16 protein-coding genes and 3 rRNA genes are annotated in these 25,696 nt (G+C 68.4%); 16 read left to right on the top strand and 3 right to left on the bottom strand.

The genetic code is table 11. The features are described 5' to 3' along the window. Window positions 1–77: 77 nt before the first annotated feature. Complete coding sequence (locus tag ACK1X7_RS06150) at window positions 78–2,099, top strand: acetoacetate--CoA ligase (RefSeq protein WP_413114741.1); 2,022 nt, start codon at window positions 78–80, stop codon at window positions 2,097–2,099. On the opposite strand, the gene ACK1X7_RS06145 is transcribed toward ACK1X7_RS06150, so the two are convergent. Continuing rightward, window positions 2,014–3,804, bottom strand: coding sequence for an aminotransferase class I/II-fold pyridoxal phosphate-dependent enzyme (locus tag ACK1X7_RS06145; protein ID WP_413114740.1), 1,791 nt, complete (start codon window positions 3,802–3,804; stop codon window positions 2,014–2,016). The genes ACK1X7_RS06150 and ACK1X7_RS06145 overlap by 86 nt on opposite strands. Window positions 3,805–3,852: 48 nt before the next feature. Here ACK1X7_RS06145 and ACK1X7_RS06140 point away from each other — a divergent pair, with 48 nt between their 5' ends. After that, a complete protein-coding gene (locus tag ACK1X7_RS06140; protein ID WP_385157140.1) occupies window positions 3,853–5,178 on the top strand; it encodes an MFS transporter in 1,326 nt (441 codons plus the stop codon). Window positions 5,179–5,200: 22 nt separating this feature from the next. Further along, entirely contained in the window at window positions 5,201–6,217 is a 1,017-nt protein-coding gene (locus tag ACK1X7_RS06135) for a hypothetical protein (RefSeq protein WP_385157143.1), read from the top strand. 84 nt (window positions 6,218–6,301) lie between these two features. Here ACK1X7_RS06135 and ptsP read toward each other — a convergent pair whose 3' ends face one another. Both ptsP and ACK1X7_RS06125 read right to left on the bottom strand, forming a co-directional pair. After that, window positions 6,302–7,972 (bottom strand): phosphoenolpyruvate--protein phosphotransferase, encoded by a 1,671-nt coding sequence (ptsP, locus tag ACK1X7_RS06130; RefSeq protein WP_361508310.1) that lies wholly within the window; start codon window positions 7,970–7,972, stop codon window positions 6,302–6,304. A 108-nt stretch (window positions 7,973–8,080) separates the two neighbouring features. Beyond that, a complete protein-coding gene (locus tag ACK1X7_RS06125; protein ID WP_385157146.1) occupies window positions 8,081–8,527 on the bottom strand; it encodes a PTS sugar transporter subunit IIA in 447 nt (148 codons plus the stop codon). 560 nt (window positions 8,528–9,087) lie between these two features. Between ACK1X7_RS06125 and ACK1X7_RS06120 the strand changes: the two genes are divergently transcribed. The 13 genes from ACK1X7_RS06120 (at window position 9,088) to ACK1X7_RS06060 (ending at window position 25,575) form a co-directional block, all read left to right on the top strand. Further along, window positions 9,088–10,614 (top strand): 16S ribosomal RNA (locus tag ACK1X7_RS06120). Between the two features lie 283 nt (window positions 10,615–10,897). Then, window positions 10,898–14,019 (top strand): 23S ribosomal RNA (locus ACK1X7_RS06115). A gap of 92 nt (window positions 14,020–14,111) precedes the next feature. Beyond that, window positions 14,112–14,228, top strand: a 5S ribosomal RNA gene (gene rrf / locus ACK1X7_RS06110). Together the 16S, 23S and 5S rRNA genes form the textbook arrangement of a ribosomal RNA operon. Before the next feature lie 146 nt (window positions 14,229–14,374). Beyond that, window positions 14,375–14,983 (top strand): CDP-alcohol phosphatidyltransferase family protein, encoded by a 609-nt coding sequence (locus tag ACK1X7_RS06105; protein WP_014058691.1) that lies wholly within the window; start codon window positions 14,375–14,377, stop codon window positions 14,981–14,983. 112 nt (window positions 14,984–15,095) lie between these two features. Beyond that, complete coding sequence (locus ACK1X7_RS06100) at window positions 15,096–17,591, top strand: mannose-1-phosphate guanyltransferase (RefSeq protein WP_351888660.1); 2,496 nt, start codon at window positions 15,096–15,098, stop codon at window positions 17,589–17,591. Window positions 17,592–17,708: 117 nt separating this feature from the next. Continuing rightward, window positions 17,709–18,635 carry a DUF881 domain-containing protein gene (locus tag ACK1X7_RS06095; RefSeq protein WP_385158534.1) on the top strand — a complete coding sequence of 309 codons (927 nt, stop codon included), beginning with the start codon at window positions 17,709–17,711 and terminating at the stop codon, window positions 18,633–18,635. Next, the gene (locus ACK1X7_RS06090) at window positions 18,632–18,964 is read left to right on the top strand and encodes a small basic family protein (protein ID WP_014058688.1); all 333 of its coding nucleotides are present in this window, start codon (window positions 18,632–18,634) and stop codon (window positions 18,962–18,964) included. Before ACK1X7_RS06095 ends, ACK1X7_RS06090 begins: the two co-directional genes overlap by 4 nt. A 659-nt stretch (window positions 18,965–19,623) precedes the next feature. Next, complete coding sequence (locus ACK1X7_RS06085; protein ID WP_385158542.1) at window positions 19,624–20,412, top strand: DUF881 domain-containing protein; 789 nt, start codon at window positions 19,624–19,626, stop codon at window positions 20,410–20,412. 130 nt (window positions 20,413–20,542) lie between these two features. Further along, complete coding sequence (locus ACK1X7_RS06080) at window positions 20,543–21,370, top strand: FHA domain-containing protein (protein ID WP_413114739.1); 828 nt, start codon at window positions 20,543–20,545, stop codon at window positions 21,368–21,370. 17 nt (window positions 21,371–21,387) lie between these two features. Further along, window positions 21,388–22,140 carry a MerR family transcriptional regulator gene (locus ACK1X7_RS06075; RefSeq protein WP_390795396.1) on the top strand — a complete coding sequence of 251 codons (753 nt, stop codon included), beginning with the start codon at window positions 21,388–21,390 and terminating at the stop codon, window positions 22,138–22,140. Window positions 22,141–22,192: 52 nt separating this feature from the next. Further along, window positions 22,193–22,666, top strand: a complete 474-nt coding sequence (locus tag ACK1X7_RS06070) for a bifunctional nuclease family protein (protein ID WP_014058684.1) — start codon at window positions 22,193–22,195, stop codon at window positions 22,664–22,666. Window positions 22,667–22,833: 167 nt separating this feature from the next. Continuing rightward, window positions 22,834–23,460, top strand: coding sequence for a MerR family transcriptional regulator (locus ACK1X7_RS06065; RefSeq protein WP_078645872.1), 627 nt, complete (start codon window positions 22,834–22,836; stop codon window positions 23,458–23,460). Between the two features lie 111 nt (window positions 23,461–23,571). After that, window positions 23,572–25,575, top strand: a complete 2,004-nt coding sequence (locus tag ACK1X7_RS06060; RefSeq protein WP_413114738.1) for a DNA polymerase IV — start codon at window positions 23,572–23,574, stop codon at window positions 25,573–25,575. The last annotated feature ends 121 nt before the right edge of the window (window positions 25,576–25,696 follow it).

The raw sequence follows: 25,696 nt of genomic DNA, 5'->3' as shown, positions 1-25,696 counted from the left end.
GTCCTGACCGGACGCATACGAGGCGGATGCATCCCCCACGGACACATCCGACGCGGACAGCCCGGGAGCCGACACCCATGACCACCGCAGCGCACTCCGACCATCGGCCACAGCCCCTGTGGCAGCCCGGCGCGGACCGGATCGACCGGTCCCGGCTGACCGCCTTCCACGCCTGGGCGGCCGAGCGTCATGGCGCGCCCGCGCCCGCCAAGGACGACCCGACGGCGGACTACGCCGCGCTGCACCGCTGGTCGGTGGAGAAGCTGGAGACCTTCTGGCAGGCGGTCGCCGAATGGTTCGAGGTGCGCTTCACCACCCCGTACGAACGGGTGCTCGCCGACGCCACCATGCCCGGCGCCCGCTGGTTCCCCGGCGCCACCCTCAACTATGCCGAGCACGCCCTGCGCGCCGCCGAGGACCCCGCCCGCGCCGCCGAGCCCGCGCTGCTCCACGTCGACGAGACCAATGACCCGCGCCCGGTCACCTGGGCCGAACTGCGCGGCCAGGTCGGCGCCGTCGCCGCCGAGCTGCGCCGCCTCGGCGTCCGCCCGGGCGACCGGGTCAGCGGCTACGTCCCCAACATCCCGCAGGCCACCGTCGCCCTCCTGGCCACCGCCGCCGTCGGCGCCGTATGGACCTCCTGCGCCCCCGACTTCGGCGCCCGCAGCGTCCTGGACCGCTTCCAGCAGGTCGAACCGGTGGTGCTCTTCACCATCGACGGCTACCGCTACGGCGGAAAGACCCACGACCGCACCGAGACCGTGGCCGAGCTACGCGCCGAGCTGCCCACCCTGCGCGCCGTCATCCACATCCCGCTGCTGGGCACCCCCGCCCCCGAGGGCGCGCTCCTGTGGGACGACGTCGTCCGCGAACCGGCGGAGCCGGTCTTCGAGCCGCTGCCCTTCGACCACCCCCTGTGGGTGCTCTACTCCTCCGGCACCACCGGCCTGCCCAAGGCGATCGTCCAGTCCCAGGGCGGCATCCTGCTCGAACACCTCAAGCAGCTCGGCCTCCACTGCGACCTCGGCCCCGGCGACCGCTTCTTCTGGTACACCTCCACCGGCTGGATGATGTGGAACTTCCTGGTGTCCGGGCTGCTGGTCGGCGCCACCGTGGTCCTCTACGACGGCAGCCCCGGCCATCCGGACACCGCCGCCCAGTGGCGCGTCGCCGAGCGCACCGGGACCACGCTCTACGGCACCTCCGCCGCGTACGTCATGGCCTGCCGCAAGGCCGATGTCCACCCGGGCCGCGACTTCGACCTCTCCCGCATCAAATGCGTCGCCACCACCGGCTCCCCGCTGCCGCCCGACGGCTTCCGGTGGATCCACGACGAGGTGGCCGAGGACATGTGGATCGCCTCCGTCAGCGGCGGCACCGATGTGTGTAGCTGCTTCGCGGGCGCCGTACCCACCCTCCCCGTCTACATCGGCGAGCTTCAGGCCCCCGGCCTCGGCACCGACCTCCAGGCATGGGACCCACAGGGCCGGCCGGTGGTCGACGCGGTCGGCGAGCTGATCGTGGCCCGCCCCATGCCGTCGATGCCGGTCCGCTTCTGGAACGACCCCGACGGCAGCCGCTACCGCGACAGCTACTTCGAGATGTTCCCCGGCGCGTGGCGCCACGGCGACTGGATCACCCTGACCTCCCGCGGCACCGTCGTCATCCACGGCCGCTCCGACTCCACCCTCAACCGGCAGGGCGTCCGGATGGGCTCCGCCGACATCTACGAGGCCGTCGAACGGCTCCCGGAGATCCGCGAATCCCTCGTCATCGGCGTCGAACAACCCGACGGCGGCTACTGGATGCCACTTTTCGTCCACCTAGCCCCCGGCGCCACCCTGGACGAGGAACTCCTGAGCCGCATCAAGACCACCATCCGCACCCAGCTCTCCCCACGCCACGTCCCGGACGAGATCATCGAGGTCCCCGGCGTCCCGCACACCCTGACCGGCAAACGCATCGAGGTCCCGGTCAAGCGCCTCCTCCAGGGCACCTCCCTGGACAAGGCGGTCAACCCGGGCTCGGTGGACGACGTGGAGCTCCTGCGGTACTACGAACGCCTGGCAGAGGAGAAGCGCGGCGCGGCTGGGGCTTGAGAGGGAGGTCGTCCGGGGCGGAGCCCGCACCCCCAGTCCTTCCGGACCGAAGCTCCTCCCGACCCCACCCCTCCGGCTTCCCAGCTTCTCCGAACCTCCCAGCCTCTCCGGACCCTCCCAGCCCCCTCCGAACCCTTTGGACCCCCAGCTCTCTCCGCCCCCAGCCCCTCCGGCGTTTGAGGAGCTGCCCCCAAGCCCCTCCGGCGTTTGAGGGGCTGCCCCAGCCCCTCCGGCGTTTGAGGAGCGGGGTCCAGGGGCGGAGCCCCGGCGGGGGTCCGGGGGCGGAGCCCCCGAAACGGGGTCTGGGGCGCAGCCCCAGCGGGGCCCGGGGCAGCGCCCCGGTTCGGGAAGGGGCGGGGTGGGGAAACCCCCCGCCTACCCCCCATACGTGGGCTGCGCCTCCCCCCTCCCCCAACACCCCCACCAAATCCCCCGCCAACACCCCCGCATCCCCTTCCCCCAACCCCGCCGTCGTAATGCGCACCCCCACCCCCGCACCCAGCCGAAACCTCGCACCGGCCGCCACCCACCACCCCCGCGTCCGCAACCCGTTCACGACCGCCGCCTCGTCCCGCACCGGCACCCACACATTCATCCCGCTCGCCCCGTGCGCGGCGATCCCCCGAGCCGACAGCTCGGCCAGCAGGGCCTCACGCCGCCGCGCGTAGGCGGACCGGGCGGCGGCCACCAGGCCCTGCGTCCCGGGGTCGGTCATCAGCCGGCTCACCGTCTCCTGGAGCACATGGCTGACCCACCCCGAGGTCAGCACCATCCGGCCGTCATGCCGCGCCAGCGTCGTACGGTCGCAGGAGAGCGCACCCCAGCGCAGGTCCGTCCCCAGGTGCTTGGAGACCGTGCGCACCTGCGCCCAGCGCGCCAGGCCGCCCGTGGTGAGGCTGTGCAGCGGCACTCCCGCGATGTCCGCCGCGTGGTCGTTCTCGATCACCAGCACCTCGGACGGCGCCGCGTCCAGCACATCGAGCAGCGCCTCCCGGCGCCGCGCCGAGAACCAGCCGCCGTAAGGGTTCTGCGCGCGCGGGCTGCACACCAGCGCACGCGCCCCGGAGCGCAGCGCCGCCCGCAGCGCGTCCGGCCGGATCCCCTCGTCGTCCACGGCCACCGGCACGGTCCGCAGCCCGAGCGCCGGGACGAGGTCCAGCAGATGGTGGTAGCCGGGGTCCTCCATCGCCACCGCGTCACCGGGCCTCAGCTCGACCGACAGCAGCCGGGCCACGCAGTCCAGCGCGCCATGGGCGAAGGTGAGGTGCTCGGCCGGCACGCCATCGCGCTCGTACCAGGCGCGGGCCAGGTCCTCAAGACCGGCCAGCCGGGGCTGGGCACGGTGTGACCGGACTCCGGGGGAGAGGCGGGCGGCCGGGAGCAGCGCGGGGAGGAAGGCCGGGTCGGGGTGACCGCCCGCCAGATCGCGCACCCCCTCCGGCACCGGCGGCGGGCGCCGCGAGGCGACGGCGGGCGTCGGGGCGATCACCGTGCCGCCCCGCCCGTGGGTCACCACGATCCCGCGCCGCCGCAGCTCCTTGTAGGCGGTCGCGACGGTGCCGGGGCTGATGCCCAGCCGCTCGGCCAGCCGGCGCACCGGAGGCAGCGCGGTGCCGGGCGCCAACGCCTCCTCCACCACGCCCTGTTCGACGGATGCGGCAATCCCCTTGGCCGACGCACCAGTGATCTCATATTGTGTCGCCACAGAAAACATGTTGTATCAATACAAAATCGAATGTCAAGGGGGACCAGGGTGGGCAAGCCAACGTGGCGCACCGCGCTGAGCGACCGCATCCCCGGCGGCCGGGACGGCCGGCGCATGCTGACCGTCACCTTCGTCGACCGGATCGGCTCGGGCCTGTGGGGCGCGACCGCGACGCTCTACTTCACCTACGCCGCCGGGCTCAGCACCGCCGAAATCGGCGTACTGCTCGCCGTGTCGGGAAGCGTCGGCATCGCCGGTCCGCCCCTCGGCGGCCTCCTCGCCGATCGCGTCCCGCTGCGCCCGCTCCTGATCATCGTCCAACTGGTCCGCGCCGTCGCCTCACTCGCCCTCCTCACCACCACAGACCTCGGGCTTCTGCTCGCCATCACCTCGGTGGGCAGCCTCGGCGACCGCGCGGCCTCCGTACTGACCAAGCTGTACGCGACCCGCGTCGCGGGCCCCGAGCGCGTCCGCTACCAGGCCATCAGCCGTACCGCCATGAACGTGGGCTGGGCCGTCGGCGGCCTGGCGGCGGCAGCGGCACTCACCGGCGGTACGGTCACCGTCTACCGCTGGCTCCTCATCGGCGACGCGCTCTCCTTCCTCGCCTCCGCGCTGTTCACCCTCGGCTGCGCCGAACCACCGTCGGCAGCCCGCATCGCGGCCAAGTCCAGTCCCGTACCCAAGGAATCCGCGGAATCCGCGCTCAACGAACCCACGCCCAGCGAATCCGCGTCCCGGAAGACCACCGCCCCCAACCCCTGGCGCGACCGCCGCTATCTCACCTACACCGCCAGCGAGGCCGTCCTCTTCCTCGACGACTCCGTCTTCAAGATCGGCCTGCCGCTGTGGGCCGTGACGGCCACCAACGCACCGCATCAACTCGTCCCCCTGCTGCTCGTCCTGAACAACGTGCTCGTGGTGCTCTTCCAGGTCCCGTTCGCCCGCTTCGGCGCCACCCCGCACACCGCTCGCACCTCGCTGTGGCCGCTGGCCGGCGCCTTCCTCCTCGGCGGGGCCGCGCTGGCCGCCTCGACCGTCGGCACGCCCTGGCTCGCGGCCGTCACGCTGGTGCTGGCCGCCACCGCCTTCACCGTCGCGGAGATGCTGCACGCCACGATCTCCTGGGAGCTGTCCGTCGTCCTCGCCCCGCCCACCGCACAGGGCGCCTACCTCGGCGTGCACGGCCTGGCCCAGGCCGTCCAGCGCAGCGCGGGACCACTCGCGGTGACGGCGGCGATCGCGGCGGGCCCCCTCGGCTGGCTCGGCCTCGGCGCCGGGCTCGCCGCGATGTGCGGCGCCCAGCACCACCTGGTACGGGACCGCGGCGACGGAGCGTTGTCAGTGGCCCCGGTTACGGTGAGTGAGCACTGAACATCCGCGCTGAGGGGGAGTCATGGCGCACACCGGACAGCGGAGCGAGGACTGGAGCCGCCCCGGCAGGCACCGGGGCAAGCACGGCAAGCCGAAGCCACATCCGAAGACAGCAAAGCCGAAGACGACGAAGCCGAAGACAGCGAAGGCGAATTCGAGGACGCGACACCGGACGCGGAGCCAGACCGCCCGGCGCGCCCTGCGCAAAGAGGTGCCCAGCACGGTGGCCCTGCTCGCCGACGAGCGGGACTTCGCGGCGATGCGGCACTACGCATCGTTCGTCTTCGACGACCACGGCGTGTATCTACGGCAGATGGAAGGGCTGCTGAAGTCGCTCGCGGCCAAGGGCGTCCACACCACCGTCGCCCTCTTCGACCCCGTCGCCTACGAGGAGTTCTGCGCGGACACCCGGCTCGACCCGGACACCCCCGCCAGCCGCACTCGCTATACGGCGGAGCTGGCCGCCGCGGGCGGCACCGTCATCTATGAGGGCCAGCCGATCGACCGCCTGGTCCCACGGCTCATCGGCGTCGCCGACGAGCAGGCCACCTGGGAGTACGCCACGGCGCTGCTCTCCCGCGCCGGCCACCGCGGGGAGTGCCGCGACGACACCACCGCCCGCGCCGCGTTCGACCGCGCCGGGGCCGCGTTGCGCAAGGTCGTCGAGGCGGCCGGGCCAGGCGTCCACCATCTGGTGTGCAGCGTCCCGGCGGACGGCACCTCGCTGGTCGCCGTGCTCCACGCCGACGCCCGGGAAGCGGGCCCGCCGAAGCTGCCCGAGCCCTCGGGGCTGGTCTTCCGCACCGTCCTGGCCTGCGGGTTCGCCCTGCGCAGCCCCGGCGGCCTGGTGCTGCGCAGCATCGTGGCGGACGCCCCCGAGACGGTCCGCGGCTGGGCGCTGCACGACGGCTGGCTGCGTCCCCTGAGCGAGGCGGAGGTGTTCACCGCGTACTGCACCGACGCCGAGACCGGCGAGCCCATCCCACCGGAGCACGGCGTCGAATACCGGGCGGGCATCCCGCTCGGCGGCCCGGAATGACCGAAGGCGTCCCGCCACCCGGCGGGACGCCTTCACCAAGACCTCATCGACAGCTCACCGGCTCACGGTCACGGGCTCACCGGCTCATTCGCCGGACAGCACCGCCTGCGCCGCCCGGCGGGCATCCTCGGCGGTGTCCGCGGCGCGCGCCGCGGAGGCGGCCCGCTCGCACTGCGCGAGCGTGTGCTTGGCCAGCGTCGCACGCACATACGGAATGGAGGCCGCACCCATGGAGAGGCTGGTGACGCCCAGACCGGCCAGCACACACGCCAGCAGCGGATCGGAGGCGGCCTCACCGCAGACACCACAGCTCTTGCCCTCGGCCTGCGCGGCCTCCGCCGACGCCGCCACCAGGTCGAGCAGCGCGGGCTGCCACGGGTCCTGGAGCCGCGAGACCGCACCCACCTGACGGTCGGCCGCGAAGGTGTACTGCGCCAGGTCGTTGGTGCCCAGCGACAGGAACTCGACCTCCTGAAGGATCGAGCGCGCCCGCAGCGCGGCGGACGGAATCTCCACCATCGCGCCGAACTTGGCCCGCAGCCCCGCCTCACGGCACGCGTCCGCGAACGCCTTGGCGTCCAGCCGGTCGGCCACCATCGGGGCCATGACCTCGAGATAGACCGGCAGCCCCTCCGACGCCTTGGCCAGCGCCGTGAGCTGCGTCCGCAGCACCTCGGGGTGGTCCAGCAGAGTACGCAGACCGCGGACACCCAGCGCCGGGTTGGGCTCATCTGCCGGGGTGAGGAAATCCAGCGGCTTGTCCGCGCCCGCGTCCAGGACCCGCACCACCACCCGGCCCTCGGGGAACGCCTCCAGCACCTGGCGGTACGCCTCGACCTGCTTCTCCTCCGACGGCGCCTGAGTGCTGTCGTCGAGGAAGAGGAACTCGGTGCGGAAGAGGCCCACACCCTCGGCGCCCGCCTCGACCGCCGCCGGTACATCGGCCGGTCCGCCGACGTTCGCCAGCAGCGGCACCTTGTGCCCGTCCGAGGTCGCACCCGGACCTGAGGAGGCGGCCAGCGCGGCCCGGCGCTCCTCGGCGGCCCGCGTCAGCTCGGCCCGCTTCTCCTCGCTCGGGGACACGAAGATCTCACCCGTGCTGCCGTCCACGGCGATCAGGGTGCCCTCGACCAGATCCCCGGCACCGGGCAGCGCGACCACGGCCGGCACCCCCAGGGCACGGGCGAGGATCGCGCTGTGGCTCGTCGGCCCGCCCTCCTCGGTCACGAACCCCAGCACCAGCGTCGGGTCGAGCAGCGCGGTGTCGGCGGGGGCGAGGTCCCGCGCGATCAGCACATACGGCTCATCACTGTCCGGCACACCCGGCATCGGCACACCCAGCAGCCGCGCCACGATCCGGTTCCGCACATCATCGAGGTCGGCCACCCGGCCCGCCAGATAGTCCCCGGCCCCCGCGAGCAGCGCCCGGTAGGCGGCGAAGGCGTCGTACACCGCGCGCTCGGCGGTGCTGCCCACGGCGATACGCCGCTCGACATCGGCCATCAGCTCCGGGTCCTGCGCCATCATGGCCTGCGCCTCGAGCACGGCCTGGGCCTCGCCGCCCGCCAGATTGCCGCGCGCGATCAGATCGGCCGCCACGGCCTCCACGGCCTGGCGCGCCCTGCCCTGCTCACGCGGTGCCTCATCGGCCGGAATCTGCCTCGCTGGCGGCTCCAGGACCGCCGTCCCCATATGGCGCACCTCGCCGATGGCCACCCCGTGGCTCACGCCGACGCCTCGCAGCGTTGTCTCCATGTCACCCGTCCCCGGTCGATACGGCGGAACCCCGCCATGGTGGATGTCGTACCAGCAGTGCGCGCCGCCCGGCCCCGGTCCCCACCGGCCCCCGAGCGTACGCGCGGCTCACCAGTGGAAGAGCGTGTCGCCCGGCTTCACATCGACGTCCTGCTTGACGTCGGACAGGGCGTCGGCCGTGGCCTCGAGCGCCACGATCGGACAGATCGGCGACTTGCCCGCGGCCACGGCGGTGGCCGGGTCCCAGCGCACGATCGCGTCGCCCCGCTTGACGGTGTCCCCCTTGTTGATGAGCACCTCGAAGCCCTCACCATTCAATTGCACGGTGTCGATGCCGAGATGGGTGAGCACACCGTGCCCCTCCCCGTCCACGACGACGAACGCGTGCGGGTGCAGAGAGACGACGATGCCGTCCACCGGAGCCACGGCCACAAAGGGCTCGAGCACCGGGTCGATCGCCGTGCCCGGACCGACCATGGCGCCGGAGAACACCGGATCGGGAACCGCTTCGAGTCCGATCACGCGGCCGGTGACCGGTGAGGTCACGCTGGTCATGGGGGCCTCCCGGGGTGAAGAATCATCACGCGCCGTCACCGTCTGTCCCGGACAGCGCACTGCCCAGAAGAGTAAGTCATAGGAACTTCGGATTCCGCACACGTGGCGCTGGCAGAGTGGACGCTCGGGCCTGGAATCGATTTGCCACGGCCGCGAGAGGCCCTGTACTGTCGTACCCCTGCCCACCGGATGAAGCACTGCGGTCATCTGCGTGTACATCCAGGTTCAGGGCGGCGCCATCAGCTACTTGATCCAAATCTCGGATCCGCTTTCGCATGCCTTGCGAAAGACACCGGTTCGGAGAGCGGGAAATGGTCTGATAGCGTGTGAAACACCGAAGGGAAGCGCCCGGAGAAACCGGTGAAACGGTTTCGAAGGAAGCGTCCGTTCCTTGAGAACTCAACAGCGTGCCAAAAGTCAACGCCAGATATGTTGATACCCCGTCCATCTCGGACGAGGTTCCTTTGGAAAATACACAGCGAGGACGCTGTGAGCGGACTGGATTATTCCTCTGGTCTGCTCCGCTCTCGTGACTGTGTTGCCGGGATATCCCGGAAGCATTCACGGAGAGTTTGATCCTGGCTCAGGACGAACGCTGGCGGCGTGCTTAACACATGCAAGTCGAACGATGAACCGGTTTCGGCCGGGGATTAGTGGCGAACGGGTGAGTAACACGTGGGCAATCTGCCCTGCACTCTGGGACAAGCCCTGGAAACGGGGTCTAATACCGGATATGACACGCTCCCGCATGGGATGTGTGTGGAAAGCTCCGGCGGTGCAGGATGAGCCCGCGGCCTATCAGCTTGTTGGTGGGGTGATGGCCTACCAAGGCGACGACGGGTAGCCGGCCTGAGAGGGCGACCGGCCACACTGGGACTGAGACACGGCCCAGACTCCTACGGGAGGCAGCAGTGGGGAATATTGCACAATGGGCGAAAGCCTGATGCAGCGACGCCGCGTGAGGGATGACGGCCTTCGGGTTGTAAACCTCTTTCAGCAGGGAAGAAGCGAGAGTGACGGTACCTGCAGAAGAAGCGCCGGCTAACTACGTGCCAGCAGCCGCGGTAATACGTAGGGCGCAAGCGTTGTCCGGAATTATTGGGCGTAAAGAGCTCGTAGGCGGCTTGTCGCGTCGGATGTGAAAGCCCGGGGCTTAACTCCGGGTCTGCATTCGATACGGGCAGGCTAGAGTTCGGTAGGGGAGATCGGAATTCCTGGTGTAGCGGTGAAATGCGCAGATATCAGGAGGAACACCGGTGGCGAAGGCGGATCTCTGGGCCGATACTGACGCTGAGGAGCGAAAGCGTGGGGAGCGAACAGGATTAGATACCCTGGTAGTCCACGCCGTAAACGTTGGGAACTAGGTGTGGGCGACATTCCACGTCGTCCGCGCCGCAGCTAACGCATTAAGTTCCCCGCCTGGGGAGTACGGCCGCAAGGCTAAAACTCAAAGGAATTGACGGGGGCCCGCACAAGCGGCGGAGCATGTGGCTTAATTCGACGCAACGCGAAGAACCTTACCAAGGCTTGACATACACCGGAAACATCCAGAGATGGGTGCCCCCTTGTGGTCGGTGTACAGGTGGTGCATGGCTGTCGTCAGCTCGTGTCGTGAGATGTTGGGTTAAGTCCCGCAACGAGCGCAACCCTTGTTCTGTGTTGCCAGCATGCCTTTCGGGGTGATGGGGACTCACAGGAGACTGCCGGGGTCAACTCGGAGGAAGGTGGGGACGACGTCAAGTCATCATGCCCCTTATGTCTTGGGCTGCACACGTGCTACAATGGCCGGTACAATGAGCTGCGAAGCCGTGAGGTGGAGCGAATCTCAAAAAGCCGGTCTCAGTTCGGATTGGGGTCTGCAACTCGACCCCATGAAGTCGGAGTCGCTAGTAATCGCAGATCAGCATTGCTGCGGTGAATACGTTCCCGGGCCTTGTACACACCGCCCGTCACGTCACGAAAGTCGGTAACACCCGAAGCCGGTGGCCCAACCCTTGTGGGGGGAGCCGTCGAAGGTGGGACTGGCGATTGGGACGAAGTCGTAACAAGGTAGCCGTACCGGAAGGTGCGGCTGGATCACCTCCTTTCTAAGGAGCGCATAGCCGACTGCGAGCAAGTGTCTCGCACGGTTTGCTCATGGGTGGAACGTTGACTATTCGGCATCGTCTGGATGCTCTTCTCTGTCAGTACTGCTTCGGCGTGGAACACAGAGTGAGCGGAGAGAGGGTGTTGGGCACGCTGTTGGGTGTCTGAGGGCACGGGCTGGAAACACGCTCGTCCTTCGGCCGGTCCCGGTGAACCATGCGGTGAGTGTGGGTGACGGGGTACGGGTCGTTGTTTGAGAACTGCACAGTGGACGCGAGCATCTGTGGCCAAGTTTTTAAGGGCGCACGGTGGATGCCTTGGCACCAGGAACCGATGAAGGACGTGGGAGGCCGCGATAGGCCCCGGGGAGCTGTCAACCGAGCTTTGATCCGGGGGTGTCCGAATGGGGAAACCCGGCAGTCGTCATGGGCTGTCACCCATACCTGAACACATAGGGTATGTGGAGGGAACGCGGGGAAGTGAAACATCTCAGTACCCGCAGGAAGAGAAAACAACCGTGATTCCGGGAGTAGTGGCGAGCGAAACTGGATGAGGCTAAACCGTATGTGTGTGATACCCGGCAGGGGTTGCGCATGCGGGGTTGTGGGAGTGGACTTCAGTCGTCTGCCGGCGGCTGGGTGAGTCAGAAACCATTGCGATAGGCGAAGGACATGCGAAAGGTCCGGCGTAGAGGGTAAGACCCCCGTAGCTGAAATCGTAGTGGCTTGCTTGTCTGTTTCCCAAGTAGCACGGGGCCCGAGAAATCCCGTGTGAATCTGGCGGGACCACCCGCTAAGCCTAAATATTCCCTGGTGACCGATAGCGGATAGTACCGTGAGGGAATGGTGAAAAGTACCGCGGGAGCGGAGTGAAATAGTACCTGAAACCGTGTGCCTACAAGCCGTGGGAGCGTCGCGCAGGGATTCGTCTCTGCGTCGTGACTGCGTGCCTTTTGAAGAATGAGCCTGCGAGTTTGCGGTGTGTTGCGAGGTTAACCCGTGTGGGGAAGCCGTAGCGAAAGCGAGTCCGAATAGGGCGTTAGAGTAGCGCGCTCAAGACCCGAAGCGGAGTGATCTAGCCATGGGCAGGTTGAAGCGGAGGTAAGACTTCGTGGAGGACCGAACCCACCAGGGTTGAAAACCTGGGGGATGACCTGTGGTTAGGGGTGAAAGGCCAATCAAACTCCGTGATAGCTGGTTCTCCCCGAAATGCATTTAGGTGCAGCGTCGTGTGTTTCTTGCCGGAGGTAGAGCACTGGATAGGCGATGGGCCCTACCGGGTTACTGACCTTAGCCAAACTCCGAATGCCGGTAAGTGAGAGCGCGGCAGTGAGACTGTGGGGGATAAGCTCCATGGTCGAGAGGGAAACAGCCCAGAGCATCGACTAAGGCCCCTAAGCGTACGCTAAGTGGGAAAGGATGTGGAGTCGCAGAGACAACCAGGAGGTTGGCTTAGAAGCAGCCATCCTTGAAAGAGTGCGTAATAGCTCACTGGTCAAGTGATTCCGCGCCGACAATGTAGCGGGGCTCAAGCGTACCGCCGAAGTCGTGTCATTGCAGCATGTGGTCCAACGACCGTTGTGATGGGTAGGGGAGCGTCGTGTGCCGGGTGAAGCAGCCGTGTAAGCGAGTTGTGGATGGTTCACGAGTGAGAATGCAGGCATGAGTAGCGATACACACGTGGGAAACGTGTGCGCCGATTGACTAAGGGTTCCTGGGTCAAGCTGATCTGCCCAGGGTAAGTCGGGACCTAAGGCGAGGCCGACAGGCGTAGTCGATGGACAACCGGTTGATATTCCGGTACCCGCTTTGAAGCGCCAACGTCGAACCAGGCGATGCTAAGTCCGTGAAGCCGCCCTGATCTCTTCGGAGTTGAGGGGAGTGGTGGAGCCGACGGTCCAGACCTGTAGTAGGTGAGTGATGGGGTGACGCAGGAAGGTAGTCCAGCCCGGGCGGTGGTTGTCCCGGGGTAAGGGTGTAGCCCGAGGAGTAGGTAAATCCGTTCCTCATTCAAGGGTGAGACCTGATGCCGAGCCGATTGTGGTGAAGTGGATGATCCTATGCTGTCGAGAAAAGCCTCTAGCGAGTTTCATGGCGGCCCGTACCCTAAACCGACTCAGGTGGTCAGGTAGAGAATACCGAGGCGTTCGGGTGAACTATGGTTAAGGAACTCGGCAAAATGCCCCCGTAACTTCGGGAGAAGGGGGGCCATTGCTGGTGATGGGATTTTCTCCTTGAGCTGGTGGTGGCCGCAGAGACCAGCGAGAAGCGACTGTTTACTAAAAACACAGGTCCGTGCGAAGCCGTAAGGCGATGTATACGGACTGACGCCTGCCCGGTGCTGGAACGTTAAGGGGACCGGTTAGTCACATTTCGGTGTGGCGAAGCTGAGAACTTAAGCGCCAGTAAACGGCGGTGGTAACTATAACCATCCTAAGGTAGCGAAATTCCTTGTCGGGTAAGTTCCGACCTGCACGAATGGCGTAACGACTTCTCGACTGTCTCAACCATAGGCCCGGTGAAATTGCACTACGAGTAAAGATGCTCGTTTCGCGCAGCAGGACGGAAAGACCCCGGGACCTTTACTATAGCTTGATATTGGTGTTCGGTTCGGCTTGTGTAGGATAGGTGGGAGACTGTGAAGCATTAACGCCAGTTAGTGTGGAGTCATTGTTGAAATACCACTCTGGTCGTGCTGGATGTCTAACCTGGGTCCGTGATCCGGATCAGGGACAGTGTCTGGTGGGTAGTTTAACTGGGGCGGTTGCCTCCTAAAGGGTAACGGAGGCGCCCAAAGGTTCCCTCAGCCTGGTTGGCAATCAGGTGTTGAGTGTAAGTGCACAAGGGAGCTTGACTGTGAGACCGACGGGTCGAGCAGGGACGAAAGTCGGGACTAGTGATCCGGCGGTGGCTTGTGGAAGCGCCGTCGCTCAACGGATAAAAGGTACCCCGGGGATAACAGGCTGATCTTCCCCAAGAGTCCATATCGACGGGATGGTTTGGCACCTCGATGTCGGCTCGTCGCATCCTGGGGCTGGAGTCGGTCCCAAGGGTTGGGCTGTTCGCCCATTAAAGCGGTACGCGAGCTGGGTTTAGAACGTCGTGAGACAGTTCGGTCCCTATCCGCTGTGCGCGTAGGAGTCTTGAGAAGGGCTGTCCCTAGTACGAGAGGACCGGGACGGACGAACCTCTGGTGTGCCAGTTGTTCTGCCAAGGGCATGGCTGGTTGGCTACGTTCGGGAGGGATAACCGCTGAAAGCATCTAAGCGGGAAGCCTGCTTCGAGATGAGGACTCCCACCCACTTGATGGGTTAAGGCTCCCAGTAGACGACTGGGTTGATAGGCCAGATATGGAAGCCGGGTAACTGGTGGAGTTGACTGGTACTAATAGGCCGAGGGCTTGTCCTCAGGTGCTCGCGTCCACTGTGTTGGTTCTGAAGCAACGAACCGTATTTGAACCCCCCTCTTGGGGTGTGGTTCCGGTTCAGGTTTCATAGTGTTTCGGTGGTCATAGCGTTAGGGAAACGCCCGGTTACATTTCGAACCCGGAAGCTAAGCCTTTCAGCGCCGATGGTACTGCAGGGGGGACCCTGTGGGAGAGTAGGACACCGCCGAACAATTCTTCAAAAAGACCCCGATGGGAATCTGATTCCCTCGGGGTCTTTTTATGTCCATGTCCGGTACGCCCCGGTGCGGGACCCATGCGGGCCTACCGGTAGAGTCATGGGGCATCATCGGCCTGTTTCTCACGGGAGGCTCCCGGGTGGAGGTACAGGAGACACGAGTTCAGACGGACCGTGTGCTCACCATCCCGAACATCCTCAGCGCTGCGCGCCTCGTCGGCGTGCCGCTTTTCCTGTGGTTGATCCTCCGGCCCGAGTTCGGCGGGCCCAACAGCGACGGCTGGGCACTGCTGGTGCTGGCGTTCAGCGGTGTCAGCGACTATCTCGACGGGAAGCTGGCCCGCCGCTGGAACCAGATCAGCAGCCTCGGCCGGCTTCTGGACCCCGCGGCCGACCGGCTCTACATACTGTCGACGCTTGTCGGCCTCACCTGGCGCGAGATCCTGCCCCTCTGGCTGACCGCGGTCCTTCTCGCACGAGAGCTGGTCCTGCTGGTGATGGTGGGCATCCTCCGGCGCCACGGCTATCCGCCGCCCCAGGTGAACTTCCTCGGCAAGGCGGCGACCTTCAACCTGATGTATGCCTTCCCCTTGCTCCTTCTGAGTGAGGGAAGTGGCTGGCTTCACACGACCGCCGCAATTTTCGGATGGGCGTTCGCCGGATGGGGTACAACACTCTATTGGTGGGCAGGAGTCCTCTACGTGGTTCAGGTCCGCCGACTTGTCAGGGCGGACACCGCGGCCGACTGAGCTCGCCGTAGCGGCGTCCATAGAGCCGGGGCCCGTAGCGCGGTAGGTGTAAGGGCCATCGGGCGTGCGCGGTCGGCATGACCGTCGTCTCTTCAAGGAGGACGCTTCCGACATGAAGGCCGTCGTGATGGCAGGGGGCGAGGGAACTCGTCTGCGCCCGATGACCTCGACCATGCCCAAACCGCTGCTGCCCGTGGCCAATCGGCCGATCATGGAGCATGTGCTGCGGCTGCTCAAGCGGCATGGGCTCAGCGAGACCGTGGTGACCGTCCAGTTCCTCGCGTCCCTGGTCAAGAACTACTTCGGTGACGGCGAGGAGCTCGGTATGGAGCTCACGTACGCGAATGAGGAGAAGCCACTCGGCACCGCCGGTAGCGTCAAAAACGCGGAGGAAGCGCTCAAGGACGACACCTTCCTTGTGATCTCGGGCGACGCCCTGACGGATTTCGACCTTACGGATCTGATCAATTTCCATAAGGAAAACGGCGCCCTTGTCACCGTCTGTCTGACGCGCGTCCCCAATCCCCTGGAGTTCGGCATCACCATCGTCGACGAGGGCGGAAAGGTCGAGCGTTTCCTGGAGAAGCCCACCTGGGGTCAGGTCTTCTCCGACACGGTCAACACCGGCATCTATGTCATGGAGCCGGAGGTCTTCGACTATGTCGAGCCCGATGTTCCGGTCGACTGGTCCGGAGATGTCTTCCCTCAGTTGATGAAGGAGGGCAAGCCCATCTTCGGGTATGTCGCCGAGGGCTACTGGGAGGACGTGGGCACCCATGAGAGCTATGTGAAGGCCCAGGCCGACGTTCTCGAGGGCAAGGTCGACGTCGAACTCGACGGATTCGAGATCTCTCCCGGCGTATGGGTCGCCGAAGGGGCGGACGTGGATCCGGAGGCCGTGCTCCGCGGCCCGCTCTACATCGGTGACTACGCCAAGGTGGAGGCCGGTACCGAGATCCGTGAGCACACCGTCGTCGGCTCCAATGTCGTGGTGAAGAGCGGCGCCTTTCTTCACAAGGCGGTGGTGCACGACAATGTGTACGTCGGTCAGCAGAGCAATCTGCGCGGCTGTGTCATCGGCAAGAACACCGACATCATGCGCGCCGCCCGGATCGAGGACGGGGCCGTCATCGGCGATGAGTGCCTGATCGGCGAGGAGTCGATCGTCCAGGGCAATGTCCGGGTCTATCCGTTCAAGACCATCGAGGCGGGTGCGTTCGTCAACACCTCGGTGATCTGGGAGTCGCGGGGGCAGGCCCATCTGTTCGGCGCCCGCGGAGTCTCCGGGATCCTCAATGTGGAGATCACCCCGGAGCTCGCGGTGCGGCTCGCCGGAGCGTATGCGACGACCCTCAAGAAGGGCTCCACGGTCACCACGGCGCGTGACCACTCCAGGGGCGCGCGGGCGCTCAAACGGGCGATGATCTCCGCCCTTCAGACCAGCGCCATCGACGTACGGGACCTGGAGAACGTACCGCTGCCGGTGGCCCGGCAGCAGACCGCGCGCGGCAGTGCCGGCGGCTTTATGATCCGGACCTCGCCCGGGGTGCCGGACTCGGTGGACATCATGTTCTTCGACGAGCGGGGCGCCGATCTGTCCGCGGCCGGTCAGCGGAAGCTGGACCGGGTGTACGCCCGCCAGGAGTACCGCCGGGCCTTCCCGGGCGAGATCGGTGACCTCAGCTTCCCGTCGAGCGTCTTCGACTCGTACACGGGCTCGCTGCTGCGCGCCGTGGACATCAGCGGTATCGCCGAATCCGGTCTCAAGGTCGTCGTGGACGCCGCCAACGGAAGCGCCGGGCTGGTGCTCCCGAGCCTGCTGGGACGGCTCGGGGTGGACGCGCTGACCATCAACCCCGGCCTGAACGAGGCGCGTCCGACGGAGACCGCCGACGCCCGCCGGTCGGGGCTGGCCCGGCTCGGCGAGATCGTCGCCTCGGCGCGTGCCGCGTTCGGAGTGCGGTTCGACCCGGTCGGTGAGCGGTTCTCGCTCGTCGACGAGCGGGGCCGCATCGTCGAGGACGACCGGACGCTGCTGGTGATGCTGGACCTGGTGGCCGCGGAGCGGCGCAGCGGGCGGGTGGCGCTTCCGGTGACCACGACCCGTATCGCCGAGCAGGTGGCGGCGTATCACGGCACGCAGGTGGAGTGGACGACCACCGCGGCGGACGATCTGACCCGGGTCGCCCGGTCGGAGACCACCATCTTCGGCGGTGACGGGCGCGGCGGATTCATCATCCCCGAGTTCAGCAGCGTCTTCGACGGTACGGCCGCCTTCGTCCGGCTGATCGGGCTGGTGGCGCGCACTCAGTTGACGCTGAGTCAGATCGACGCACGGATCCCGCGGGCGCATGTCCAGCGGCGTGATCTGGCCACCCCCTGGGCGGTCAAGGGCCTGGTCATGCGGCATGTGGTGGAGGCCGCGGGCGACCGTAGCGTGGACACCACCGACGGGGTGCGGGTCGTGGAGGCCGACGGCCGGTGGGTCATGGTGCTGCCCGACCCGGCCGAGGCGGTCACCCATCTGTGGGCCGAGGGCCCGGACGACGCGTCCGCGCAGGCCCTGCTGGACGAGTGGTCGAGCGTCGTGGACAGCGCGGGGCGCTGATCCCGAGGCCGTCTCCGCACGTCTGAGCGCGTGGAGGCCGCCGTCCCGAGGTCCCCGATCCGGCACGCCGGAGGGGCCATTCGGTGGCGGCGGCCCCCACGTGCGACGATGTGCGGCATGTCGCAGCCGCCCCCCGTTCGGAGCACAGCATCGCCGCGCCCTCGCCCGCGCCTCGACGCGTCCATGTCGCTGCTGACCAATGTGATGGACCACAGCCTCGACGACGGTTACGCCGAGGCCGCCGCGCGGCGCGGTGAGACAGGTCGCTCGCACCTGCCGCGCACCATGCGGGCCAAACTGGGGCTGGCTCTCGGCCTCGTCCTGGTCGCGGTGGTCATCACCGTCGGCGCCGCCGAGGCGCGGATATCGGCGCCCACGCTGGCCAAGGAGCGGGGAGAGTTGATCGACCGTATCGAGACGGGGAACTCGAACGCGGACAAGCTCGCCAGGGGCGTGGACAAGCTCCGCGGCGAGGTCGGGGAGAAGCAGCGGCAGGCACTGGAGAAGCACGGCGGAGCCAAGGCCGATCTGGTCGCGCTGCTCTCGGGGGCCAACGAGGTGACGGGCCCCGGGGTGAAGCTGGTGGTCGACGACGCCAAGGGCGCGGCCGGCAGCGGCGGGGGACCCCGGGAGAGCGCCGACTTCTCCGATACCGGCCGGGTGCGCGACCACGATATGCAGCGCGTCGTCAACGGCCTGTGGGAGTCGGGCGCGGAGGCCATCTCGATCAACGGGCAGCGGCTGACGGCGCTCTCGGCGATCAGGGCGGCGGGAGACGCCATACTGGTCGACAACAAGCCGCTGGCGCCGCCGTACACGGTGCTCGCGGTGGGGGACGGGCAGCGGCTGAGCACCGCCTTCCAGAACAGCGCGGACGGCCAGTATCTGCATGTGCTTCAGCAGAACTATGACATCCGCACGAGCATTTCCACCCAGGACTCGCTCCGGCTCCCGGCCGCGCCGAGCCTGATCGTACGCACCGCGGAACCGATAGCCGGTGGCTCCGGCAAGGGTGACGCCGACACAGGGAAGGGCACATCGTGATCGCCGTATTGGGGCTCATCGTGGGAGTCGTGGTCGGGCTTGTGGTCCGACCCGTGGTGCCGACGGTGGTCGAGCCCTATCTGCCGATCGCCGTCGTGGCGGCGCTCGACGCGGTCTTCGGGGGCTTCCGGGCGATGCTGGACGGGATCTTCGACGACAAGGTCTTCGTCGTATCGTTCCTGTCCAATGTGGTGGTGGCCGCACTGATCGTCTTCCTCGGTGACAAGCTGGGCGTCGGTGCCCAGCTCTCGACGGGAGTCGTGGTCGTGCTCGGTATCCGGATCTTCTCCAACGCGGCCGCGATCCGCCGCCATGTCTTCCGGGCGTGAGGCCGATGACGACCGACGACACCCCTGAGAAGCCCGAGCGGCCGGAGTCGGCCGAAAGCCCAGGTCCGGCCGAAACGCCGCGACAGTCGGCCGAAACGCCGCGACTGGCCGAGCGGGACGCGAGGCCCGAGGGGCCCGAGCGGGCAGCGAAGGCCGAAGAGACCGAACCGGGCGCTGAGCGGGCGCGGCGGCCGCCCGAGCCGCCGCGACGGCCGGAGACGGCCGGGAAGCCCGCGCCCTCCGGGGAGCCGCGCGAGCAGGCGCGGCCGGAGCGACAGGCGGTGGCCGAAACGCCGCGGCCGGGCGCCCCGTCGCCCGCCCGGAAGCCCGAGCACCGTGACGTACGGGAGCAGCCGGGCAGGTCCGCCGGGCCCACGCCGACGCCCCCGCGGGGTGAGCAGGGCAGGCACGCCGGGCCCGCGCGGGGCGAGCCGGGCAGGCCGCCCGCGCCCCCGCGGGGTGAGTCGGGCAGAGTTGCCGGGCCCCCGCCGGGCGGTCTCAAGGATGTCGCTCTCAGGACGCCCCTGCCCAAGGCCGTGCTGCCCGAGGCCCTGCCGCCGCAGGCCCAGGGCCGGCCCGTCAAGGCCGGCGACACGCCCACGGCGGGCGCCGAGGGCACCAGGCCCCCCGGCGGGCCCGGGAGCGGCCCCGGAGAGCGTGTGGGGCCCGCCACCGGCCCCGGAGAAGGGCCGGGCGGCCCTGGCGCCGGGCAGGGGCCGGAAGAGGCCCAGACCGGCCGCCAGCGGCTGCTGAAGGGCGTATGGCCGCCGCGGCTGACCCGAGCGCAGCTCATCGTCGCCCTGCTGCTCTTCGGCCTCGGCCTCGGCCTCGCCATCCAGGTGCGCTCGACCAACGAGAACAGCGTGCTGCGCGGCGCCCGGCAGGAGGACCTGGTCCGGATCCTCGACGAGCTGGACTCCCGCACCCAGCGGCTCCAGGACGAGAAGCGCCGGCTGGAGAACCAGCGCACCGAGCTGGAGAACAGCTCGGACCAGGCCGAGGAGGCCCGCAAGCAGACGCTCCAGAAGGAGCAGCAGCTCGGCGTGCTCGCGGGTACGGTGGCAGCACAGGGTCCCGGCATCACGATCACGATCGACGACTCCCGGGGCTCCGTGGAGTCGGACATGCTGCTCGACACGGTGCAGGAGCTGCGCGCGGCGGGCGCCGAGGCGATCCAGATCGGCAAGGTGCGGGTGGTCGCCGGCACCTACTTCGCGGACAGCGGCGGCGCGATCCAGATCGATGGACAGAAAGTGACGCAACCGTATGTTGTGAAGGTGATCGGCAAGCCGGAAGATCTGGAGCCGGCGCTGAACATCCCCGGCGGGGTGGTGCAGAGCCTGGAGAAGGAGCAGGCCACTGTGTCCGTGCGGCGGGAGAAGAAGATCGTTGTGGATGCCTTGCGATCGGCGAAGCGGCCTGACTACGCTCGGTCGTCATCACGGTGAGGCGGTTCGAAATGAGGGTCTCTCGGGGAGACCATGTGGACGCGGGGGGTCAACGCACCAGAAGATCCGCGCGTGATGGAAACTGTCTGGTGGTCACGGACGTTGTGAGGATGTCCGGACCGTCTGGTGTGTGCATCGAGGGTTTGTCCTGCCCCACGGGCGGGTCTGTTTCAGTCAAGGGGAATCGCCCGTGAAGTTGTTCGGGAAGTTGTTCGGCAAGAGTGCCCGCCAGGATGGCGGCAGCAGCACCGCTCGCCACCGCGCCTCGCGTGCCGGGGAGGAGAGCGGCGGGGGGACCGAGGAGCGCCCGCTGTTCCGGGACCAGGTCGGCGCGCAGGGCGCGTCTGTTGACCCCTCCGCGACCGGCCCCATAGGTTTCCAGGAGCCATCGGCCGCTCAGAGTGGTGGAGGGTTCGGCTTGCCTGTCTGTCAGCGGTGCGGCCACCGGAACGCGGAGGCCAGCCGGTTCTGCTCCAATTGCGGCGCCCCGCTGCGGGGCGGCGCGCCCTCCGAGCGCGCCTCGGAGACCACCTCCACCATTTCGATCTCGGGTCTCGAGGCGTACGACTCCGAGATGACCGGGCAGACGCCGCTGCCGTCGCTCAGCCCGGAGGCGCAGGCCGCCGTCGAGGCGCTGCCGATGGGATCGGCGCTGCTGGTGGTCCGCCGCGGGCCGAACTCGGGCAGCCGCTTCCTGCTGGACAGTGATATCACCACGGCGGGCCGTCACCCGCAGAGCGACATCTTCCTGGACGATGTGACGGTCTCCCGCCGCCATGTGGAGTTCCGGCGCGGCCAGGACGGCAGCTTCACCGTCTCGGACGTCGGCAGCCTCAACGGGACGTATCTCAACCGGGAGCAGATCGACGCGCCGGTGGTGCTGACCAGCGGCGACGAGGTGCAGATCGGTAAGTACCGGCTGGTCTTCTACCCGAGCCAGCGGGGCGTCGGCATCTGACCCGTCAGGGGAGGTCCATGCTTCAGACACCGTCGGGCGGTGCCGGTACCGGCACCGCCCCCACGGGCAGCCGGTCGATGAGCATCGGCACCGTGCTGAATCTGTTGCGGGACGAGTTCCCCGAGGTCACCATCTCCAAGATCCGCTTCTTGGAGTCGGAAGGTCTGGTCGAGCCGCGGCGGACGCCCTCCGGCTATCGCAAATTCAGCCGGCGGGATGTGGAGCGGCTCGGCCATATCCTCCGGATGCAGCGTGACCACTACCTGCCGCTCAAGGTCATCCGGGAGCATCTGGACGCCCTGGAGCGGGGCGAGCCGTTGCAGCTTCCTGCCGTTGCGCAGGGAGCGCGGCAGCCCGGTGTGGTCGACGGCGGTATCGGGGCGGCCGCGGACGGCCCCACGGCCGCCCGGCTGGGCCGTGCCGAGCTGCTGGCAACAGCCGAGGTCAGCGAGGTGCTGCTGGCCGAATGGGAGTCGTACGGGCTGCTCGCGCCGAGCGCGGACGGCGGCTACGACATGGAGGCGGTGACCGTCGCCCGGCTCATCGCCGAACTCGGTCGTTTCGGCCTGGAACCACGTCATCTGCGAATCATGAAAGCCTCCGCCGAGCGCGAGGCGGGAATGGTCGAGCAGGTGGTCGCTCCGCTGCGGTTGCATAGAAACCCGCAGACCAGAGCCCATGCGGAGGCCAGTGTGCGGGAGCTCGCCACGCTCTCCGTACAGTTGCACGCGGCCCTGGTGCGGTCGGCTCTGAGGGTCCAGGACCGGTGACCGACCGGGCCCCGACTATCCAAACCGGCCGGGCACGTCCTAGGGTTGCTGTGTGAACGAGCTCGACGTCGTGGGTGTCCGGGTGGAAATGCCCTCCAACCAACCGATCGTGCTCCTGCGTGAAGTGGGAGGCGACCGGTACCTCCCCATCTGGATCGGACCAGGTGAGGCGACCGCGATCGCCTTCGCTCAGCAGGGCATGGCTCCGGCGCGCCCGCTGACCCATGACCTTTTCAAAGACGTACTCGAAGCGGTCGGCCAGCAGCTCACGGAGGTCCGGATCACGGATCTGCGCGAGGGGGTCTTCTACGCGGAGCTGGTCTTCGCCAGCGGCGTGGAGGTCAGTGCCCGGCCGTCCGACGCCATAGCGCTCGCGCTGCGCACCGGAACGCCGATCTACGGCAGCGACGGCGTGCTGGACGACGCCGGTATCGCGATCCCGGACGAGCAGGAGGACGAGGTGGAGAAGTTCCGCGAGTTCCTCGACCAGATCTCGCCCGAGGACTTCGGAACCAGCAGCCAGTGAACGATATGCCGGTCCTCGCTCGCGCATTCGAGTAGCCTTTCCCGGACGAGGGACACGGGAAACCACCCTTAGGGTGATTATCACTCGGCGTGCCGAGTGTGGCGATCGTTGACGCACCCCGGGTGACTGCCTACCTTCAAGATGGCAGGTCGAGGACGGAGGTCGGCGTGAGAAGCACCGGCGACGGCACGGCAGCCGGCGGCCCGTATACGCTCCAGGGGAGCGCACCGGCCGATCCGGCGTTGAAGGCTCGGGTCGCGGCACAGGCAGCACCGCCGCGTGAGCCCGCCGCGGGGGAGACGGAGCGGGTCGGATACCGCGGACCGACCGCATGCGCGGCCGCGGGCATCACCTACCGCCAGCTCGACTACTGGGCCCGCACCGGGCTGGTGGAGCCGAGCGTCCGGCCCGCGTACGGCTCGGGCAGCCAGCGGCTCTACAGCTTCCGGGACGTGGTCGTCCTCAAGATCGTGAAGCGGCTGCTGGACACCGGCGTATCCCTTCAGAACATCCGGGCGGCGGTGACCCATCTGCGCGCCCGGGAGCTCGACGACCTGGCCCAGATGACGCTGATGAGCGACGGCGCGACGGTCTACGAGTGCACCTCGCCCGATGAGGTCGTGGACCTCCTCCAGGGCGGCCAGGGTGTCTTCGGGATCGCCGTGGGCGTCGTCTGGCGGGATGTCGAGAGCGCGCTGTCCCAACTGCACGGCGAGCGGGTGGACACCGGGGAGACGCTGATCCGGCCCAACCCCACGGATGAGCTCGCGGCGCGTCGCAACCGGGCCGGTTGAGCGCTCGCCCTTTCCTCAGGCGCCGCCCGGCCCGCGGGCCGAGCGGCCCCTGCGCCCGCCTTCGGGCCGTCGTGCCGCCCATTGTCAGTGGTGTGCGGCAGCATCGTAGGTGTGAGGGGTGCGCCGACGATTCTCCATCTGGACATGGATGCCTTCTACGCCTCGGCGGAGCAGGCATCCAAGCCCAGCCTGCGCGGTAAGCCGGTGATCGTGGGGGGTCTGGGGCCGCGTGGCGTGGTCGCCACGGCCTCCTACGAGGCCCGGGTGTTCGGGGTGCACTCGGCCATGGCGATGGCCCAGGCCCGCCGCCTGTGTCCGAACGCGGCGTTCCTCATCCCCCGCTTCACCCTCTACCGCTCGGTGAGCGATGTGGTGATGGCGCTCCTGCATACGCTCTCGCCCCTGGTGGAGCCGCTCAGTCTGGACGAGGCGTTCGTCGATCTGGAGGCGGGCGGCACGGAGCCCACCGTGGGGGCGGCGCGCGCGGTGGGGGAGCGGCTGCGGGACGACATCAGGGCGGTCACCGGGCTCACCGGTTCGGTGGGGCTCGCCGGATCCAAGATGCTCGCCAAGATCGCTTCGGAGCAGGCCAAGCCCGACGGCCTGGTGGTCATCGACCCCGGGACGGAGCGTGAGCTGCTCGGCCCCATGACGGTGCGGACCCTCCCGGGAGTCGGCCCCGCCACGGCGGAGACGCTGCGCCGGGCCGGGATCCACACCGTGGCCGAGACGCGGGAGGCGGGCGAGGCCGAGCTGGTGCGGCTGCTGGGCCGGGCCCACGGCGCGTCGCTGTTCCTGATGGCCGAGGGCCGGGACGAGCGGCCCGTCGTAGCCGAGCGGGACGCCAAGTCCATCTCGGTGGAGGACACCTTCGACGTCGACCTCACCGACCGCACCCGGGTGCAGTTGGAGATCGCACGGCTCGCCGACCGCTGTGTACGGCGGCTGCGCGAGGCGGGCCGCTCGGGGCGGACGGTCGTGATCAAGGTGCGGCGGTACGACTTCTCCACGCTGACCCGTTCGGAGACCCTGCGCGGGCCGACCGACGATCCGGGGGTGGTGCGGGAGGCCGCGGCGCGGCTGATCGATGGTGTGGACACCACGGCGGGTGTGCGGCTGCTGGGGGTGGGGGTCAGCGGTCTGGCGGACTACACCCAGGAGGATCTCTTCGCGCAGGCGGCGCAGGCGGCGCAGGCCGCGCAGGCCGCCCAAGCGGCCCATGAGGCCCTGGGGGACGCCCGGAGCGTGCCGGGCCCCGAGAGGCCGGAGTCTGTGGCAGAGGGCGCGGGAGAGGCCCCTGAGGACGCTGGGAAGCCGCGACGCTGGATGCCGGGCTCCGATGTGCGGCACGCCGAGTACGGGGCGGGCTGGGTGCAGGGGAGCGGGGTGGGCCGGGTGACCGTGCGCTTCGAGGAGCCGTGGTCGCGGCCTGGGCGAGTACGAACGTTCGCCGTGGACGACCCGGCCCTGGAACCCGCCGAACCACTGCCCCTGCTACGACCGGACGAGAACGGGCCCCCGGGCGTGGACGTTGTCCTGGAAGAGGTCGCGGGCCCGGGCGCGGGCGGGGCTCCGGACGTGGACCCGGAACCGGACGCGCATCTGGCCCCGAAGGAGGCCGCGAGCCCGGACGCGGCCGTGAACCCGGCCGCGGGGGAGGGCGCGGGGTCGGTTCAGGAGGACGTCGCGAGCCCGCGCCTGGACGTGGCCGGTGAGATGGTCGCGAACCCGGACCTGGGCCCGGAGAAGGGCCCTGAGCCCACCGCCCTCCCGGACCCCGATGTGGCCCGGGAGGGGTTCACGGACCCGGGCCTCGGCCCCGAGGAGGCCGCGGGCCCGGGCGTGGCCCGGGAGGCGGTTTCGGACCGGGAGCCGGACCTGGACCCAGTCCCGGAGGAGGCCGCGAGGCCGGTCCCGGACATGGCCCGGGAGGCGGTCGCGAACTCGGACCCGGACGCGGACCTGGACTCAGCCGTGGGGAAGGTCGCGGGCTCGATCCCGGAGGATGCCGCGGGCCTGGGCGCCGACGTGGTCCCGGAGGGGGTTTTGGACCTGGCCCCGGGCTGGACCACGGGCCGGGAGGGACAACGGGCCTGGACCCGGGGGAGCCCATAACCCCGGATCCAGAGCAGACCGAAGGCCCGGATGACCTGGCCGCGAGACCGGGCGGCCTGGCCGCGGGCGCGGATGGGCTGGCCCCGGGACCGGGCGGCGGATCCGAGCGGGCGCAGGCCCC

Source organism: Streptomyces sp. CY-1 (genome assembly GCF_047218265.1).
In the GTDB taxonomy this organism is placed as follows: domain Bacteria; phylum Actinomycetota; class Actinomycetes; order Streptomycetales; family Streptomycetaceae; genus Streptomyces; species Streptomyces niphimycinicus.
The sequence above is the reverse complement of the archived record's forward strand: the minus strand, read 5'-3'. Positions and strand labels throughout refer to the sequence as shown.

Coding starts and splice junctions, on each gene's coding strand:
- ACK1X7_RS06150 (WP_413114741.1), top strand. CDS start 78: ATGACCACCGCAGCGCACTCCGACCATCGGCCACAGCCCCTGTGGCAG.
- ACK1X7_RS06135 (WP_385157143.1), top strand. CDS start 5,201: ATGGCGCACACCGGACAGCGGAGCGAGGACTGGAGCCGCCCCGGCAGG.
- ptsP (WP_361508310.1), bottom strand. CDS start 7,972: ATGGAGACAACGCTGCGAGGCGTCGGCGTGAGCCACGGGGTGGCCATC.
- ACK1X7_RS06125 (WP_385157146.1), bottom strand. CDS start 8,527: ATGACCAGCGTGACCTCACCGGTCACCGGCCGCGTGATCGGACTCGAA.
- ACK1X7_RS06100 (WP_351888660.1), top strand. CDS start 15,096: ATGAAGGCCGTCGTGATGGCAGGGGGCGAGGGAACTCGTCTGCGCCCG.
- ACK1X7_RS06095 (WP_385158534.1), top strand. CDS start 17,709: ATGTCGCAGCCGCCCCCCGTTCGGAGCACAGCATCGCCGCGCCCTCGC.
- ACK1X7_RS06075 (WP_390795396.1), top strand. CDS start 21,388: ATGCTTCAGACACCGTCGGGCGGTGCCGGTACCGGCACCGCCCCCACG.